General features: G+C 71.9%; 15 protein-coding genes and 1 tRNA gene. 9 read left to right on the top strand and 7 right to left on the bottom strand.

Annotation, left to right across the window (positions count from 1 at the left end; translation table 11 throughout):
• Positions 1-28 precede the first annotated feature (28 nt).
• From ACH4U8_RS34405 to ACH4U8_RS34395, 3 genes are read left to right on the top strand one after another with little or no spacing between them, the layout of a single operon-like run.
• Positions 29-937 (top strand): LLM class F420-dependent oxidoreductase, encoded by a 909-nt coding sequence (locus ACH4U8_RS34405; protein WP_395782359.1) that lies wholly within the window; start codon positions 29-31, stop codon positions 935-937.
• Positions 934-1,404 carry an NIPSNAP family protein gene (locus ACH4U8_RS34400; RefSeq protein ID WP_395782358.1) on the top strand — a complete coding sequence of 157 codons (471 nt, stop codon included), beginning with the start codon at positions 934-936 and terminating at the stop codon, positions 1,402-1,404. Before ACH4U8_RS34405 ends, ACH4U8_RS34400 begins: the two co-directional genes overlap by 4 nt.
• Positions 1,401-1,961 carry a Dabb family protein gene (locus ACH4U8_RS34395; protein WP_379989837.1) on the top strand — a complete coding sequence of 187 codons (561 nt, stop codon included), beginning with the start codon at positions 1,401-1,403 and terminating at the stop codon, positions 1,959-1,961. Before ACH4U8_RS34400 ends, ACH4U8_RS34395 begins: the two co-directional genes overlap by 4 nt.
• 3 nt (positions 1,962-1,964) lie before the next feature.
• On the opposite strand, the gene ACH4U8_RS34390 is transcribed toward ACH4U8_RS34395, so the two are convergent.
• Positions 1,965-2,171 (bottom strand): DUF397 domain-containing protein, encoded by a 207-nt coding sequence (locus tag ACH4U8_RS34390; RefSeq protein ID WP_379989836.1) that lies wholly within the window; start codon positions 2,169-2,171, stop codon positions 1,965-1,967.
• 265 nt (positions 2,172-2,436) lie between these two features.
• Here ACH4U8_RS34390 and ACH4U8_RS34385 point away from each other — a divergent pair, with 265 nt between their 5' ends.
• Positions 2,437-2,874 (top strand): ATP-binding protein, encoded by a 438-nt coding sequence (locus ACH4U8_RS34385; RefSeq protein ID WP_360311096.1) that lies wholly within the window; start codon positions 2,437-2,439, stop codon positions 2,872-2,874.
• Between the two features lie 25 nt (positions 2,875-2,899).
• Here ACH4U8_RS34385 and ACH4U8_RS34380 read toward each other — a convergent pair whose 3' ends face one another.
• Together ACH4U8_RS34380 and ACH4U8_RS34375 are read right to left on the bottom strand one after the other, a co-directional pair.
• Positions 2,900-6,433: an AAA family ATPase gene (locus ACH4U8_RS34380; protein WP_395782357.1), complete on the bottom strand. Its 3,534-nt coding sequence runs from the start codon at positions 6,431-6,433 to the stop codon at positions 2,900-2,902.
• Positions 6,430-7,686, bottom strand: a complete 1,257-nt coding sequence (locus tag ACH4U8_RS34375; RefSeq protein ID WP_395782356.1) for an exonuclease SbcCD subunit D — start codon at positions 7,684-7,686, stop codon at positions 6,430-6,432. Before ACH4U8_RS34375 ends, ACH4U8_RS34380 begins: the two co-directional genes overlap by 4 nt.
• A 196-nt stretch (positions 7,687-7,882) precedes the next feature.
• Here ACH4U8_RS34375 and ACH4U8_RS34370 point away from each other — a divergent pair, with 196 nt between their 5' ends.
• Together ACH4U8_RS34370 and ACH4U8_RS34365 are read left to right on the top strand one after the other, a co-directional pair.
• Complete coding sequence (locus ACH4U8_RS34370) at positions 7,883-8,230, top strand: hypothetical protein (protein ID WP_395782355.1); 348 nt, start codon at positions 7,883-7,885, stop codon at positions 8,228-8,230.
• 22 nt (positions 8,231-8,252) lie between these two features.
• Positions 8,253-8,324, top strand: a tRNA-Val gene (locus tag ACH4U8_RS34365).
• Between the two features lie 4 nt (positions 8,325-8,328).
• Here the strand turns inward: ACH4U8_RS34365 and ACH4U8_RS34360 are convergent.
• From ACH4U8_RS34360 to ACH4U8_RS34350, 3 genes are all read right to left on the bottom strand, one after another.
• Positions 8,329-8,877, bottom strand: coding sequence for a transglycosylase family protein (locus ACH4U8_RS34360; RefSeq protein WP_360311104.1), 549 nt, complete (start codon positions 8,875-8,877; stop codon positions 8,329-8,331).
• A 153-nt stretch (positions 8,878-9,030) separates the two neighbouring features.
• Positions 9,031-9,330 carry a hypothetical protein gene (locus ACH4U8_RS34355; protein ID WP_360311106.1) on the bottom strand — a complete coding sequence of 100 codons (300 nt, stop codon included), beginning with the start codon at positions 9,328-9,330 and terminating at the stop codon, positions 9,031-9,033.
• 173 nt (positions 9,331-9,503) lie between these two features.
• On the bottom strand, positions 9,504-10,082 hold the full coding sequence (locus tag ACH4U8_RS34350; protein WP_360311108.1) for a GNAT family N-acetyltransferase: 579 nt from the start codon (positions 10,080-10,082) through the stop codon (positions 9,504-9,506).
• Positions 10,083-10,280: 198 nt separating this feature from the next.
• Between ACH4U8_RS34350 and ACH4U8_RS34345 the strand changes: the two genes are divergently transcribed.
• The 3 genes from ACH4U8_RS34345 to ACH4U8_RS34335 all read left to right on the top strand — a co-directional run bounded on the left by ACH4U8_RS34345 (position 10,281) and on the right by ACH4U8_RS34335 (position 15,204).
• Complete coding sequence (locus tag ACH4U8_RS34345) at positions 10,281-12,413, top strand: bifunctional glycosyltransferase 87/phosphatase PAP2 family protein (protein ID WP_395782354.1); 2,133 nt, start codon at positions 10,281-10,283, stop codon at positions 12,411-12,413.
• Positions 12,414-12,539: 126 nt separating this feature from the next.
• Positions 12,540-12,971: an ATP-binding protein gene (locus tag ACH4U8_RS34340; RefSeq protein ID WP_395782353.1), complete on the top strand. Its 432-nt coding sequence runs from the start codon at positions 12,540-12,542 to the stop codon at positions 12,969-12,971.
• A gap of 274 nt (positions 12,972-13,245) precedes the next feature.
• Entirely contained in the window at positions 13,246-15,204 is a 1,959-nt protein-coding gene (locus tag ACH4U8_RS34335) for a phosphatidylglycerol lysyltransferase domain-containing protein (RefSeq protein WP_395782352.1), read from the top strand.
• Positions 15,205-15,300: 96 nt separating this feature from the next.
• Here ACH4U8_RS34335 and ACH4U8_RS34330 read toward each other — a convergent pair whose 3' ends face one another.
• Positions 15,301-16,731 (bottom strand): WGR domain-containing protein, encoded by a 1,431-nt coding sequence (locus tag ACH4U8_RS34330; RefSeq protein ID WP_360311116.1) that lies wholly within the window; start codon positions 16,729-16,731, stop codon positions 15,301-15,303.
• Positions 16,732-17,323 lie beyond the last annotated feature (592 nt).

Raw genomic sequence — 17,323 nt, 5'->3', positions numbered from 1 at the left:
CGGACACGGGATCTGAAAGGGCGTCAGAATGACGATCAAGCTGGGCGTGATGGCGCCCTTCGCGGACGGTCTGATCACCTCGGGCGGCTTCCTGCGCGACTTCGCCGGGACGCTGGAGGAGTGCGGCGTCGAATCCGTCTGGACCGTCGAACACGTCGTGGTCGCCGAGGACTACGAACCCCTGTACCCGTACTCGGATTCCGGGCGCACCCCCAGCGCCGCCGGCGTCGTGCCGATGCCCGACCCGCTGGAGACCATCGCCTTCCTGGCGGGCGCGTCGCGCACGTTGCGATTCGGCACCGCGATGGTGGTCGCCCCGCTGCACAGCCCGGTGGTGCTGGCCAAGCGGGTCGCCACCATCGACCGACACTCCGCCGGCCGATTGATGTTGGGTCTGGGCATCGGCTGGCAGAAGGAGGAGTACGCCGCGGTCGGCGCGACCTTCGGCGAGCGCGGCGCCCGCCTGGAGGAGTGCGTCGGCGCGATGCGCGCGTTGTGGGCCGACGCGCCGGCCACCTTCCGCGGTCGGTTCACCGACTTCGAGCGGGTGCACTGCCTGCCGCAGCCCGAGCGTGGCGCGGTACCGGTGATCCTGGGCGGCAACAGCGAGCCCGCCGTGCGCCGGGCGGGGCGGATCGGCGACGGTTGGTTCCCGTACACGATCACCGCCGAAGACTTCGAGGCCCGCACCCAATTGTTGCGCGCGTCGACGCTCTCGGCCGGTCGGGCCGAGCACGCGGTCGAGATCACCGCGTGGCCCGGCTCGTGCGACCGGGAGCGCCAGCACGACCCGAACTGGGTGCGCCGGTTCACCGAGGCGGGCGCGAGCCGCCTGGTGTTCGCGCCCAACCCGGCCGAACTGGCCGGGCCGGGTGGGCTGGACACGTTGCGCGAGCGGATCGCGCAGTACCGCGAACGAGTGCTGGAAAAGTTGTGAGCAGCATCGACCCGGCCGCCGACTCCGCCGTCGAGACGGTCGACATCCTCGACCAAGTCACCCTGACGAACGATCAGGTGGCGTGGTGGCTGCGTCAGTTCCATGATCGTTACCTGCCCGGCGCGCAGCGGCGCGGGATGCGACTGGAACGGGTCTGGCGCTCGCCGGCGGGCCGCGAGGCGACCACCGTGCACATCCTGTGGGTGTTGCCCGGGATCCGGGCCTTCTACGCGATGCGCGGTGCCGCCGCGGCCGATCCGGACGTCGCGGCGTTCTGGGCGGCCACCGACGGCTACGCGTTGCACCGGCAACGTCGGGCGTTGCAACCGGCGATGCCCCCCTCCGGGGACGGCCCGGACCCCGGGGCGGCGGACCCGACCGCGGCCGGAACGACCGGGACGCCTCCCACCGCTGCGGTCCCCGCCGAGGCGGACCGCGCCGCACACCGCACCGGAGCGCACGCATGACACGTTGGGTGGTACTCGCCCCGACCATGCCCGAGCCCGGACTCGGCGCGGTGCGCTCGGCCGGACCGGATCTGCCGGGCAGCGTCGGCGGGCACGGCTTCTCCTGGGATCTCGACGCCGACGCGGCCCCCGAACTGCCCACCGGGGCCGAGGCGGTCGCGTTGCGCCCGGTGCGGGCCGCCTTCGTGCCGCTGGACGGTCCCCGGATCAAGCGCACGCTGCTGTTGACCGTGCGTACCGGCACATCCGCCGACGTGCTCGCGGAGTTCGAGTCGGACCTGCTGGGGATGCCGGAGCACATCGCGACGATTCGTTCGTGGGCGCTGTCCCGGGTGGCCGAACGGGCCGGGCCGGCGTCGCCGTGGACGCATGTATGGGAGCAGGAATACGCCACGGTCGAGGGGCTGACCGGCGAGTATCTGTTGAATCCGTACCACTGGGCGCATGTGGACCGCTGGTTCGACGGCGAGGTACCCGGGTCGATCGTCGAACCGGGTCTGGCCCACGTCTTCCGCCGCAGCGAGCCGCCGGTGCTCACCGCCGATGATGCTGACTGACCGTCAACTCCGGGCCCCGACAAGGGCAACCAACAGGTGCGTCCACTCCCGATCGGCGAATCGCAGGACCGCGCAGGCACGTTGCTTGGAATCGCGGACCGCCACCTCGCGCGGACACCGATTCGCCACCTCGACGCAGTTCCCCTGCACGCTGCTGTAGGAGCTTCGCCGCCACGTCGGTGCGTGGGTTTCCTGCAACAAGGTCGCCATCGGCCCGTCACCCCTGACTAGTCGAGGCCACGCCGACGGACGAGCAGAACCCGCTTCCTCCATGTGAGGGCCAGGGGCATCGCCCGATCGGGTGAACCGTGTACACGCGGACACCGAAGTGGCGGCGAGAGTTGCACCACCGGGTTTCGTGGAGCATCCTACCGAGCACCCTCACTTTACGCGCTTACAAGATCACTTAAAGCGACGGGACGGGGCGGGGCCGCTTGCGGGGGCAAACGCAGCCCACGCAACAGGAGGTAGCTGCATGACCACCCTGGCCGATCCGGAAGTGGCGGATGCAGAGGACGAGGTCAGCCCGACCATCACGCTGCCGGCGATGCCCGCCTGCGTGTCCGCCGTGCGGGAGCATGTCCGCGTGGCACTGACGGTCTGGGACCTCGACTCGTTGTCCGACATCGCCGTACTCCTCGCCTCCGAACTGGCGACCAATGCCGTACGCCACGCGGGCCTGGGACGCCCGTTCAGCGTCGTGGTCCGCCGAGATCGCGCCCCCGACGGCGCCGCCTGCGTCTGGATCGAGGTGCACGACACGGACACCCGGACGCCACAGGTGGTCGAGGCCGGCGACGACGACACCACCGGTCGCGGCCTGCTGCTGGTCGAATCGCTCTCGGACGGCTGGGAGTCGGTCCCCGAACCCGGTGGCAAGTGTGTGCGCTTTCGACTCGCGATGACCGCCTGACCCCGCCCCCGGCAGGCCCGCCCGCTCACCCCGCCGCCGGCTCGCCCGTCACCGATCGGGCCGCGTAGACCGGCAGTTCGTGCACGTGGGCGCGGCCCGGCGCGAGCGTGTCCACGGCCAGCCGACCCAGGTGCGGGTGGTGGGTGAACAGCACCACCTGGAACCGGTCGGCCATCGCGTCCAGCACCGCGAGCATCGCCCGGGTCCGCCCGTCGTCGAAGGTCATCGCGATGTCGTCGAGCACGATCGGCATCGCCCGGCCGGCATCCGCGTACGCGTCCAACGAGGCCAGCCGCAGCGCCAGATACAGCTGATCGCGGGTGCCCTCGCTCATCTCGTCCACGCCGACCGACCCGGCCGCGAAAGCGCTGCCGACGGCGTCCGCCGCGGCCGACGAGGAGCCGCCGGCGCGGCGCGCGCGCAACACCGGGGCACCCTTGCGGCCGTCGGTCTCCACGAGCAGCCGATCGAAACGGCCCGCGGTGAGTGCGGTGAAGACCTCCTCCGCGCGGGCCAGCACCGGGGCCTGGTTCTGTTTGCGGTAGTCCTCCATGCAACGCAGCAGCACCTCGCGGGCCAGCCGCAACCGGACGAACTCCTCGGTGTCCTCGGCGATCGCCGCCACCGTGCCGGCCGCCTCCTCCTGCGCCCGGGCGGCGGCCGTCGACTCGCGTTCCATCTCCAGCAGGATCTGCCGGCGCCGACCGAGCGTCTCGCCCGCCGCCGCGTAGGCGGTCTCGGCCTCCTCGACACGACGCGCGGCGTCCTCGATCTCCACGTCGAGTTCCTCGCCCGCGTGCCGCGCGACCTCCTGTTCGACCTCCGGTGTCAGCAACTCGCGATGCTCGGCGAGGGCCCGCTCGATCTCGCGCAGCCGGGCCGATCGCCCCACCGCGCGGCGCAGTTCGTCGGCGTCGGCGGTGCCGGCCGCGGCGACCAGCGCGGCGAGTTCGCCCGCGATCTGCTCGATAGCCGCGCGCCCGGCCGCCACCGCGAGCTCCAGCCGGGCGATGCGCTCGGCGATCCGATCGCCGGCATCCTCGGCGCCGCGGGCCGCGGTCAGCTCCTCGTGCAACGCGCGCACCGCCGCGAACGCCGGCCGACCGCCGTCCGCACCGGGCACCGGGCGTCCGCAGGCGGCGAACACCTCGGCCACGCGCGCGTCGAACCCGGCCACCCGCTCGGCCGCGCGAACCCGGCGCTGGTCCGCCTCGGCCGCGTGGCCGACCGCCGCCGCGACGCCGGCCAGGGTGCCCACCGCGGCGGCGACCGTGTCGGGGTCGCCCTCGGGCAGGTCCAGGCCGTGCACCAGGTCGTGCCAGCGCCGCTCCCACGCGGCGCGCTCGTCCCGGGCCCGGTCCGACTCCGCGCCCGCCTCGGCGAGTTCGGCCTCTGCCTCGCGCACGGCCGCCAGCGCGCTCTCGCGCACCCGCGCCGCGTCGGCGAGCGCGTCGCGGCGGGCGTCGGCCTGTTCGATCAGCGCGGCCAGCGTGCCCGTCGTGGTCGGTGCGCCGGATTCGGCCAGCGCGGTACGAAACGCGGTCACCAACTCGGCGGCGCGCTCGCGACCGGCGGCCAGCCTGGCCCGCGCCGTGCGCGCCTCGACCTCGACCCGGGCCAGCTCCCGGATCGCGTCCAGCAACGCGGCGGCGTCGTGCGGGTCGGGCGCGGGCAGCCCGCCGGCCGCCCAGGTCCGCACCCAGCCCGCCGCCAGTTCGTCCCGACGCGCACTCGCCTCCTGCCGCCGCTCGGCCAGCCGGGCCAGCGTGCGTTCGTCGTGTTCCAGGTCCACCTGGAGCCGGCCGCGCCGAACCGCGTCCTCGGCCCGGCGGGCGATCCGCTCGGCGATCTCGTCGGCGGCCCCGACCGCCTGCTCGAACGCGTCGATCCGGTCGTCGGTCAGCGGCGGGCTCGCGCAGATCTGCGTCCACAACCGATCGCGCTCGGCACGGGCGGCGGCCCAGTCCGCAGGCGTGGGCGGCGGATCGGCCAGGGCCGACACGGCCCATTCGCGGCGCCGCTCGTCGTGCTCGGCCACCGCCGCGTCCTGCGCCCTGGTGATCGTGTGCAGTTCGTCCAGGGCCCGGGCGAGCTGCTCCACGTGCTCGGCGACCCGCTCCCGGCCGGGCAGCTTCAACCGCGCCGCGTGGTCGTCGGCGAACAGGGCCGGATCGTGCAGATCGTGCCGGGCGCGCAGATCGGCCGCTTCGTGTTCCAGCTCGGCCACCCGCTGCTCGTCCCGGACGACGTCCTCGACCAGGCTGCCCGGCACGGCCCGACGCAGCGCGCGCAACGCGGCCGGGTCGCCGGGCTCGGGGATCAGGTCACAGGCCGCGCGGGCCGCGTCCAGCCGGGCCCGACGATGCGCGACCTGCTCGGCGGCGCCGGCGAGCCGGGCCTCGCACATCTTGAGCCGATCGCGCAGCTCGGTCACCCGTTCGCCCACGCCGGCCGGCACGTCGTACGCGGTGGGATCGTCGAGGGCTCGATCCGGGCGCACCCGGGCCAGCAGGTCGGCGGCGCCGGCCCGAGCCGCCGACGCCTCGGCATCGGCCTCGGCGGCCAGGTCCACCGCGTCGCGAACGGCCGCGACGTCCGCGTGCAGCGCGTCCACCTCGGCGGCATGCGCCGACAGCTCCCGGTCCACCACCACCTCGGCCGATTCGAGCCGGGCCTCGGCCAGGTCCCGGGCGAGCCGGTCACCCTCCGCCGCCACCTCGCGGGCACGTTCGTCCAGGGCGGCGAGTCGGGCCGCGAGGTCGGCGGCGACCGGCGGGCCCTCGGCCAGCAACTCGGCCCGCTCGGCGGCCAGCGCACCGTGCCGGGCCAGCACCGGAAGCGCCTGCCGGATGCGATCCAGCCGGTTCGCCGCGGCCCGCGCGTCGCTGCGATCGCGGCCGAGCCGGTCCCGCTCCTCCTCGGCGCGCCGAGCCTCCTTGACCGCCTCGCCGAACTCCGAGGGGGCCAGGCCGTCGTCCTGGACCCGCTTGCGCAGCCTGCCCAACTCGGTCAGCCCGGCGTTGATCCGCTGGTTCTTCCCGCGCGTCTTGTACAGCGCGTCGGCGCGCTCCTCCAGGCGGGTCAGCACCTCGCCGAGCCGGGCCGAAGAGCGCGACTCGAACAGGGCCCGCCCGATGTCGCCCTCGCCGCGCAGCAGTTCGACCCCGCCCTCGCGCAGGCCGGCGTGGTCCAGCGCGAACACGTGCCGGAAGTCGTCCCGGCTCACGCCCGCGAGCACCCGGGTCAGCTCGGTCTCGGCGAGCACCGTGCCGTCCGCGCGGGTGAGCGGGTTCTTGTCCCGCTTGTGCCGCACCACGTCCAGCACGCCGCCGTGCTCGTCGCGCACCAGCGCGCCGAGCCTGAGGTCGCGCATCGCGTGCACGAAGTCGTACGAGGTCTGCCGGTCCATCCCGTACAGGAGTTGGTCCAGGGCGTGGCGCACGGTGGACTTGCCGGCCTCGTTCGGGCCGCAGATCACATGCACGCCCGGTGCGCCCAGCTCGATGTGCCGGTCGGTGAAGCAGCCGAACGCGAACAGGTCGAGTCGGTCGATTCTCATCCGGACTCCCCGTCGGTCCCGGTGACCAGCGCGGTGAGCAGGTCGACCGCCTGGTCGAAGATGTCCGCGCGCCAGGTCGGGTCCGCAGGCGCGATGCCCTCCTCGGCCACCTTGGGGTCGAGGGTGCGCAGCCCCGGCACGGCCCGGACCAGGTGTTCCAGCGCGGTGGGGTCGGCGCGCAGTGCCTTGGCGGTGCGCGCCAAGTCCTCCACCAGCGTGGGCAACTCGACGCCGGCGTCGCCCAGATCGCGGTGCCGGGTCTCCAGCCGGATCTTTTCCAGCCACACCCCGGAGAACTCGGCGGCCAGGGCGCGGGTCTCGAAGACGAACCGGCGTTCGTCCCGCCACAGCGCCTCGTGCGCGTCGCTGGCGCCGACGATCGCCACCCGCGCGGCCAACAACCGGTCGCCGGCCGCGGCCCGTGCGTCGGCCAGGTGCCGACGGACCGAGCCCAGCACGTCCTCGACCCCGGTCGCCCCGGTGGCGTCCACCTCCAGCCGAGCCCAGCGCACCACGTCGAGGTCGCGGTGCTCGATCACGGCCCGCCCCCGGTCGCCGTCGACGGTGATCAGCGTCGCGCCCTTGGGCCCGGTCTCCCGGGCGTGCCGGCCCTGTGTGTTGCCCGGGAAGACGATCCACGGCTCGGCCTCGTGCACCACCGCGCGCGTGTGCACATGGCCGAGCGCCCAGTAGTCGTAGCCGCGGGCGACCAGGTCGCCGACGCTGCACGGGGCGTAGTTCGCGTGCCCGTCCGCGCCGGTCAGCGCGGTGTGCAGCAGTCCGACGTTGAACATCCCACCGCGCGGCGCCGGGTAGCTCACCGCGAGGTTGTCGGTCACGTCCCGGACCGCGAAGCCCTGGCCGTGCACGGCCAGGCCGAGATCCTCGAACGCGACGGTCTCCGCACGCGCGGTGGAGAACCGGTGCACGTTGGCGGGCAGTCGCAGTTCGCGGGTGATCCGACTGTCCGCGTCGTGGTTGCCCGCGACCAGCAGGACCGGGATCCCGGCCTCGGCCAGGCGACGCATCTGCACGGTGAAGAACAGACCCGTGTGGTAGTCCTTCCAGTCGCCGTCGTAGATGTCGCCCGCGAGCAACACCGCGTCGACTTCCTCGGCCAGGGCCAGGTCCACCAGGTTGACCACCGCGTCGCGGGCCGCGCCGCGAATGCGGGTCGCGGGCGCTCCCTCGTAGCCGGAGAGCCCCCGCAGCGGGCTGTCGATGTGCAGATCGGCGGCGTGCAGCAGCTTCATCGAGCGGGGCGCCTCCGGTCGGCGGTCACACGGGCAGCCCAGGATAGGCACACGGCACCGACAGGGCGGGAGTTCGGGCCGATCCGGCCGGGGGGTGGGGCTGGCCCCACCCCTGATCCGCCAGGCACCTACCTGGTTCGCCGGGGGTCGTCGGGCCAGGCTGGAGGAAACGCTGCACAGCCGTCCTGGAGTCACCGTGACAGTTCGCCGTACCGACCGGAGCCGGCCGGTCCCGACCGCGCTCGCCGCCTGCGCGGTCTGCGCGGTGGCCGGGGCGGTCCTGTGTCTGGCGGCCGCCCGTCGGGACGGATTCTCGGCCGACCTGGACGTGGTCGGGCTGCTGCGCCGGCCCGCGCCGACGCTCACCCTGGTGCTCGGCGTCTGCGGTCTGCTGGTGGCGCGGCACACTCGTCCCGGCGGCGGAAAACCGGTTGAACCGCAGCGGCGTTCGGCGGCACTGTGGAGCCTTCGCCGAAGGGCGGAACGTACGAGCGGGCCGCCCCGTCACGGGGAGGGGGCGACCCACTCGCGCACTACTGGTTAGGATGTGCACGAAACCTACGCAGGCTCGCGTAGCTCAGCGGGAGAGCGCCTCGTTCACACCGAGGAAGTCACTGGTTCGATCCCAGTCGTGAGCACCGATCATCCGATGATCCGCATCAATCGAGGGCCGCTCCTACGAGCGGCCTTCGGCACGTCCAGGACGGTGCCGGGCAGGAGTCGGTCCGGATCCGGGCCGATCACGTCGCTGTTCGCCGCGTACAACGCCTGCCAGCCGCCGATCACGCCCAGGTCGCGCGCGATCGAGGACAGGGTGTCGCCCTCCTGGACCGTGTAGGTCGCCCCGAGCAGCCCGACCTGTCGGGCGCACTGCGGCCACGCCTCCCAGCCCTGCAGCCGCAGGATCTCCTCGGCGACGGTGATCTGCTCCCGGCGGGTGGCCCGATCCGGGCGCGTGGCGTACTCCTGCCCGCCCGCCTCGTCCCAGGTGCTCGGCAGGATCTGCAGCCCGCCGTAGTAGCCGTTCCCGGTGTTCAGGTCCCAGCGACCGCTGCTCTCGCAGTCGGCGATCCGGTCCCAGACGCGGTCCTCGACCGCCGCGGCGGGTGCGGCCGGCAACACGACCAGGCCGGCACCCACGACGCCGGCGAGCAGGAGCAGGACGGACGATCCGATCATCAGCTTGGCCATGCCAGCCGACAGTAGGCAGTGAACGCCCGGAAACGGCCGACCCGACCCGGGGCCGGCCGAGGAATCACCCGAGTGCCGCAACGCGAGCAGCCACGCGCCCGGCACGACCGGCACCGGGCCCGACGGCGGGCACCGTCGGATCCGCAAGCCGTCCTAGCCGAGGTCCGGCAGCAGGTCCGAGGGGATGTCCAGCCCCGAGGGGAGCAGTCCGGACGGCAGTCCCGAAGGCAGGCCCGGTTGTTGGGGCGCCCGGGTCGTGGGGGTCTTGCCCGGGCTGTCGTCGCCGTCGTCCCCGCGGGCGATCAGGATGATCGCGGTCACCACGGCCGCCACCACCACGAGCGCGATCACCAGCGTGATCAACGGGTTGCCGCGCCGGCCGCCGCGCTGGGTGGGCGGGGGCGGCTGCCCGGGTCGTTGCGAATGGGGCGGTGGCGGTTCGTGGTGCGACACGGCTTCGAATCCCCCGATCGACCGGTGCCGGGGCCGAAATATCCCCGAACACCCATGCTGTCACGATCGCGACGCCCCGGCGGGGATCCACCGAAGTCCGGCCCGAGAGCACATCGAATCGAGGGGAATCCCGAATCGACCCGGCGTGCCGCAGCGGCCGGCACCGGTTTCGGTCAGCACAGGTCCTTGGTCAGCAACTCGAACTCCAGGTCGTCGCGCAGCGGCCTGCCGAACCGTTCGTTGCCATAGGGGAACGGCGTCGACACGCCGGTTCGGGCGAAGCCGCGCCGCTCGTACCAGGCGATCAACTCCTCGCGCTGGCGGATGACGGTCATCTGCATGCGCTTGCCGTCCCACCGCCGCACCGCGACCCGCTCGGCCTCGGCCAGCAACGACCGGCCCAGGCCGCCGCCTTGCCGGCCCGGTCGGATCGCGAACATCCCGAAGTAGACGACCGAGTCCGCGCGGCGCTCCAACTGACAACAACCGAGCAGCGCGCCCTCGCGCTCGGCGATCCACATCACACTGTCGGCCCCCTCGACCACCGCCGCGACGCCGTCGACGTCGGTGCGTTGCCCCTCCAGGAGGTGCGCCTCGGTGGTCCAGCCCCGCCGACTCTCGTCTCCGCGATAGGCGGACTCGATCAGCTCCACCAGGGCAGGGATGTCGGTTGATCCGGCCTGACGAAAGGAGACCGGGATGAGCCCCTCGGGGGACTCGTGCGTCCGCGTCGTCGCGTCCTGCGGCACCATTGTTGTTTCTCGCCCCTCGTCGATTCGGCGATGTGTTCCATGCCGTCCCCGAGCGTACGGCGCGGGTTCGGCGAGGACCCCTCCGCTTTCGGTCACGCCCGGGCGGTGACAAGGTGTCCGGAGCGTGGCAACCGGATGGCCTCGCCACGGATCGAGGACCATCGGGCGACAAGACACGGAAAACGGGAGAAGTCGCACATGGTGAGGGCAGGCGTTCGCCGGCTGCTGGACATACGACGGACCAGGCTCTCCCTGGCCCTGGTGGGTCTGTGGCTGCTCGCCGCATGCGTCGCCGTCCGACAGGCCAACGAGGTACTCGACCGACCCCAGGACCGCAGGCTGCCGGAGTTGGACGCCTGGCTCGGCCCCGAGGGTGTCCTGCACCTGCCCGGCTCGCTGTACGACACCGACTCGCGCGGCACCACGTTCAGCGGCACACCGTTCGCCGGCTGGGTGCTGCGTCCGCTCACCAACGCGGCGGAGAACGCGTTGGGCGTCGCGTGGACGATCGTGACGCTGCTGATAGTGGTCGCCATCGGCGTGCTGGTCGCGTACGCCCTGCCGGCGTTTCGCACGCGTCGCGCGCGGCTGCTCGCGGCCCCGCTGATCATCAGCCTCCTGGTGATGTCGCTGCCGGTTCGGGGCAACCTCTCGCTCGGTCAGATGAGCCTGCTCCCGGTGTTGCTCGTGCTGCCCGCGATGCTCAAACCCGCTCCGGGCAAGCTCGCCTCGATCGCCGCGGGTGTCGCCGCGGCGCTGCACCCGGCGATGTTGCTGTTCGCCGTGTACCTGTGGATGACCGGCAAACAGCGTGCCGCCGCGAACGCGACCGCCACCTTCCTGGCCTGCACCGCGCTGGCCTGGATCACCATGCCGCGCGACTCGTTCGCGTACTGGGTGCACCATGTCGCGGGCGCGGGTCTGGGCGGCGACGCCGACGCGTTGTCCAACCAGTCGCTGCACGGCCTGCTGCTGCGGATCGGGCTGTCCGGGCCGCTGGAGATCGCGCTCGTGGTGCTGCTGTCCGCGGCGGTGTTGTGGTTCGGCCTGCCGCGCGCGGTGGCCTACGCCAAGGACGGGCAGGCGCTGCTCGGCGTCGCGCTGGCCGGCTGTGTGATGGTCGCGGTGGCGCCGGTGTCCTGGCAGCACCAGCAGTTGTGGATCCTGCTCGCCGCCGCCGGTCGCCTGGGCGCCCGGCAGACCGACCGCATGGTGTGGCCGGTCGCGGTCTTCATGATCATGACGTTCGACAGCAAGACGCTGATCTGGGGCAAGTTGGCCGCCGTGCGGACGATCGCCGACAACGGGCCGCTGTTGCTCGCGATCGCCTCGGCGTGCGTGGTGCCGTTCATCACCCGGGCCTCGAACAAATGGAACCCGCAGGCGATGCCGCAGGGAGCCACCGCGCAGAGCCGGTTCTCCTGGATCCCGGCGCTGCCGTTCGGCTGGCGTCCGCTGTCCCGGCCCAACCTGCTGCTCGAACTGCTGATGATCCGGGTCGGCTACCAGGTCTACTCGTTCATCCGGGCCTCGGTGCCCGATCAGCGCCGGGTCGCCGAGACGCACGGGCAGCAGATCATCGACCTGGAGAAGTTCCTGTACATCGACGTCGAGCACGCTCTGAACCACTTCGTGGCGAAGATCGGCTGGCTCGAGAACGGCATGAACTTCTTCTACGAGACGTTCCACTTCGTCGTGCCGCTGACCATCCTGGCGATCCTGTACATCCGCAAGCCCGCCGCGTACCGCTCGGCCCGCACCGTACTGAGCGTGGCCACGATCACCGGCCTGGTCGGCTTCTGGCTCTACCCGCTCGCGCCGCCGCGACTGATGCCCGGCTACGACTACATCGACACCGTGCACGGCGTGCAGGACCTGAACAATCCGAACTTCGGCGCGCTCACCAAGATCTCCAACCAGTACGCGGCGATGCCCTCGCTGCACGTGGGCTGGTCGTTGTGGTGCGGCCTGATGATCCTGGCCATCGCCCCCAAGGGCTGGCGCTGGCTGGGTCTGCTCTATCCGCTGTCCACCACGCTGGTGGTGATGGGCACCGCGAACCACTGGATCATGGACGCGGTCGGCGGCGCCGCCGTGGTCGGCCTCGGCTTCGCGGTCCAGTACCTGCTCACCGGGCGCTCGGCCTTCTCGGTGGAGCCGCCCGCGGTGCCGATCGCGGCCGGGGTCGGGGCCGGGTCCGCCGACGGGACCAACCCGGCGGTGCCGGCCCAGATCGGCGAGTCGGTGGTGGTCACCCGTTCGCCGGAGTCAAAGCGGGACGATTCCGATCCACGCGACGATCCCGACAAACAGCCGGTCAGTCACAAATAGTGACGGCACGCCTTGCCATTACCAATACTTTGCCAACTATGCCCGCAACTCGAAGGTGCTTCGAGCGGTAGTCACTGTGGTCGGTGCCGGAGGGGCCCGACCTTCAGCAACACCACGAGGAGCACCATGACGCACATCTCGCGCCGCGTAGCCCAGGCCGCACTGCTGATCGCCGCGGGCGCCGCGCCGATCATCGGCGCGTCGGCCGCGCACGCGGCGGACCTGCCCACGGGTGGCCTCGGCGCACTGACCCAGCCGGACGTCGGCGGCGTCGCCGACAAGCTCCCCGCGGCGTCCGAGAGTGCCGGCGACGCGGCGGGTGGAACGGCCTCGAAGACCCTCCCCGCGGCCACCAAGACCGCAGGTCAGACGGCCGGCACCACCGCCGTCAACGCGAACAGGACGCTCGGCGAGACCGCCGCCGTGGCCGCCCCCGCCGCCGGTCAGACGGTCGGCCAGGCGGCCCCCGCCGCCGGTCAACTCACCGGTGGCGGGCTGCCCGCGGCGCCGTCCCTGCCCAGCACGTCCGCCCTCGGCGGTCTCCCGCTGGGCGGCTGATCGATCGGGTTGGAATCCCAGTGAAACCGGCGGGGCCGGTGCGGCGTGTCCATTGATGCCGCACCGGCCCCGCCGTATGTCCGAACCGTGCGTCTCCACCATTGGGAGTAGCAAACGATCGGGTATCCCTCCGTGGGATGACGTACAAAGGGCCATCGTGCGCATCCAAATTTCTTGGTGCATGTCTACGCTGTTGTGCGAGCGTTACGAAGAGTCGCAATCCTGGACATAAGACACAGGAGACCCTTCCACCACCCCACAATCGAGGAGCACGGTGTCTGCCACGACGCGGGCCGCCGCGAACGGCCACAACAAGAACGGCACCGGCACCCCGGCCGCCGAGCGCGTGCGCGGGATCTCGGCGGGGGTGTTGATCTGGTACCTGCGGATCGTGGCGGCGCTCGACTTCGTGTCCGCGATCTCGGTCCCGCTGCGTGACCGGGTTCGCCACCACGACACCGGCGAGTACTACACCCCGTTCCTGGTCACGTCCGGTTTCACGTCGGCGGCGCTCGCCGCGTTCCTCGCCATCATGCTCGGCCGACGCAAGCGGGCCGCCTGGGCGTTCACGGCGATCCTGCTGGTCCCGTCCACCGGCGTCTACATCTGGGCGCTGTGGTTCGACGACCTGCGCCAACACCCGTTCAACTGGTCCTCGACGATCATCACCCTGCTGATCTGCGTCGCGCTGCTGCTGAGCTTCGCCGAGTTCGGCGCCAAGGGCGACCGGGGCAACGTGCTCAAGGCCGGCCTGGTGCTGGCGGGCGGCGCGGTGGTCGGTGTGGTCCTGGGTTCGACCCTGGTCAACGCCACCGACGAGATCTCCACGTCGAGCATGGGCGACCGGATCCTGTACGCGGTGCTGCGCATCTTCACCCTCGCGCCGGACAGCGATCTGGGTTCGGTGTCGGTGCCGCGCTGGGTCGACATCCTGATCAACGTGGCCGGCGTGGTGCTGTTCCTGCTGGTGCTTTACGTGCTCTTCCGCGCGCCCAAGGGCCGCGAGTTGCTCACTCCCGACGACGAGGTACTGCTGCGCGAGCTGCTCGACAAGCAGGGCGAGCGCGACTCGCTGGGCTACTTCGCGCTGCGTCGGGACAAGGCGGTCATGTGGTCGCCGAGCGGCAAGGCGGCGGTCGCCTACCGGGTCGTGGGCGGCGTCTCGCTCGCGTCCGGCGACCCGATCGGCGACCCCGAGGCGTGGCCCGGCGCGATCGACCGCTGGCTGGCCGAGGCCGAGGACCGCGCCTGGGTGCCGGCCGTGATGGGCGCCAGCGAGGAGGCCGGCACGATCTTCGCCCGGCACGGGCTGGACGCGCTGGAGCTGGGTGACGAAGCGATCGTCGAGGTGGCCGAGTTCAGCCTGGAGGGCCGCGCGATGCGTGGGGTCCGGCAGGCGTACAACCGGGTCAAGCGGGCCGGGTACACCACCCGGGTGCGTCGGCACGAGGACATTCCCGAAGGCGAGATGCGCGAGCTGCTCGACCTCGCCGACCACTGGCGGGACGGCCAGACCGAGCGCGGCTTCTCGATGGCGCTGGGCCGGTTGGGCGACCCCGACGACGGCCGCTGCCTGATGGTCGAGTGCATGGACGACGAGGGTCGGCTGCGCGCGGTGCTCAGCTTCGTGCCCTGGGGCTGCAAGGGCGTCTCGCTGGACCTGATGCGCCGCGACCGGGACTCGGACAACGGTCTGATCGAGTTCATGGTGCTGGACGTGATAGAGGGTGCGAAGGCGTACGCGGCGGCGAACGCCAAGCCCGCCAAGGGCAAGGGCAAGGGCCGACCGGCGCCGGAGGCCGAGGCCGTCCCCGAGCCGTCCTCGCCGATCGACATCGAGCGCATCTCGCTCAACTTCGCGATGTTCCGCTCGGTCTTCGAGCGCGGCAACAAGCTCGGCGCGGGCCCGGTGTTGCGACTGTGGCGCACCGTCCTGGTGTTCTTCTCGCGCTGGTGGCAGATCGAGTCGCTGTACCGGGCCAACGAGAAGTACCGGCCGATCTGGGAGCCGCGCTACATCTGCTTCCGCAAGGCCAGCGAGCTGCCCCGGATCGGCATCGCGGCGGCCCGGGCCGAGGGCTTCCTGACCACGCCGACGCTGCCCCAGCTCTTCGGCGCCCGGCACGAGCAGCGGGTCGCGGCGATGGCCAAGCGCAAGGCCGAGGAGACGACTCCGCCGCTCACCGGGTGGACCGCCGAGGAGCGCGAGCCGGCCGAGCACAAGCAGCCCTGATCGGCGATCCGATCGGTTCGACCACGCCGAAGGGCGGCGCTCCCATCCGGGGGCGCCGCCCTTCGGCGTTCGAGTCCGCGCTGTCGCGGAAGCGGCTCAGACCAGCCGGCGAATCTCGCCGCGCACACGGTAGAAGCCGCCGCGTTCGGCCGGGTGTACCGCGTCCACCACGTAGCGCGCGCCGGCGACCCGCACGTTCTTCGGGAACTGCACGTTCCAGCCGCTCTCGTAGCCCGCGGTGACCACGTGCACCCGCAGTCGGCCGCCGCCCTGGTCGACGCACTCGACCACGACGCCGGTGCCCGCGTCGGTGGTGGTGGCCACCTCGGTGGTCGGCACCACGGCCTCGATCGTGGCCGCCTTGACGTCGCGCACCTGCGGCACGGTGCCGGCCTGGGCCGCCTCGATGGCGGCCTCGCTCACGTCGATGCAGGCCAGCGAGCCGTCCGTGGTGACGATGTACAGCCGCTCGTCGCGGTACTGCATCGAGTAGGCCGAGCCGCACGTGGTGCCCAGCTTCCACAACCGGCGGCCGTCCTCGGCGAAGCAGTACACCGTCGAGGAACTGTCGCCGGCGAACACGTACTTGCCGTTCTCGGCGGTCGCGCAGGAGAACACCGAGGAGTCGCAGTCGTAGGTGGTGCGGATCGTGCCGTCCGACTTGGCGATCCGGTGCACCTTGTTGCCGGAGGTGCCAGCGTAGACGTCGTCCCGCTCCTGCCAGCCGAAGAGCACGCTGCCCTTGGTCTTCTGGCGCCACAGTTCCTTGCCGTCGTCGGCGGCGAACGCCTGCACACCGGCGCTGTGTCCGTGGTAGATCGCCTTCTCGTCGCAGCGCACCATCCACGCGCCGGTGCCGTTGGTCGCCGCGGCCCACAACGACTCGTCCTCGTGGTCGATGGTGGTGCAGCCGCCGTTGGAGTCGGACACGCCCAACACGCCGTCGTGGATGTCGAGCCAGTAGATGTCGATGTTGTCGGTGATCTCGTAGGCCACGCGCGGGGCCTTGCCGCCGACGTCGTACACGTTGCCGTTGTCGCACCCGGCGTAGATCCACGAGTCGTCCGCGACGATGCACTTGACGCCGTTGGGCAGTTGGTAGCGACCCGTCACCACACCGCTGTGGTCGAGGAACCACACGTCGCCGCGCTGGTTGCCGACCAGCACCCGCTCGGCGTCCACGAAGATGCCGAACGCCGAGGAGCCGGTGCGGTAGCGCCACAACACGGGCGCCGAGTTGCGGGCCGTGGTCGGGCGGGACACGATCTCGCGGCGGGTGATCGAGCGCGGCTGGCGCACCCCCTGGACGGCCGCCTCGTAGCCCTTGCGCAGCTTCGCGGCGACCTTCTTCTTCGCGTCCGCCTGGGCCTTCTCCGGGCTCGGGTGGGTGGCCGTGCTGGTCTGGCCCTTGGCGCCGATCCGGCCGTACGTGACCGTGACGTCGACGCCGTCGACGACGACCTCGTAGTACTTGTGCGCGCCGTCGCCTTCTTCGGACAGCTCAAGGTAGGTACGGGTCTCGGCCATGACGACTCCTCGGCTCCGCTGCTCTGTCGATGCTGTTGTTGTTGCCGTGCTCGGGATGTGTGACTGCTGGTCGTACCGTGCTGCCGCCGCGGGCGGCTGCGGCCCGCGGTGGTGGACCTCGCGGTGGTGGACATCCGCCGCGAGACTCGTGGCGGGGCGCGGGAGGTGTGCCGTACGCGGGTGCCGTTCAAGGGGACTGATGCGCCGTCATCCCCCGTGGCGATGGTCAAGACCCTACTCACGCGAGCCGACAGCCACCGGGCCGGCGCGGTGCGGTTTCGCTCACTCGGACGGCGCAACCCGGGATCGAGCGGTTCGTTGTCGGGCAAAGCGTTGCGGAATCGAACCGTCCCCTACTCCGAGGGGAGGAGCGAGCCGGGTGCGGCCCCTCCCCCGGGACGACGTTTCAGCCTCGGAGGCCGGGTTAATCTCCACTCATCCCGATCACCGGTCGCCGGTCCGACCTCAGCACGGTCGGCCGAAGGCCCCGCTTGCCCGAGGAGTCCATGTGGCCGGGCACTTCTTCACGTCTTTGGCTCCCGCGGTGTTCGGCGCCAGACCCGCCGGCGAGCGGTTGGCCCGCATCCACAAA

The organism is Embleya sp. NPDC020886, assembly GCF_044333915.1.
In the GTDB taxonomy this organism is placed as follows: Bacteria; Actinomycetota; Actinomycetes; order Streptomycetales; family Streptomycetaceae; genus Embleya.
The sequence above is the reverse complement of the archived record's forward strand: the minus strand, read 5'-3'. Positions and strand labels throughout refer to the sequence as shown.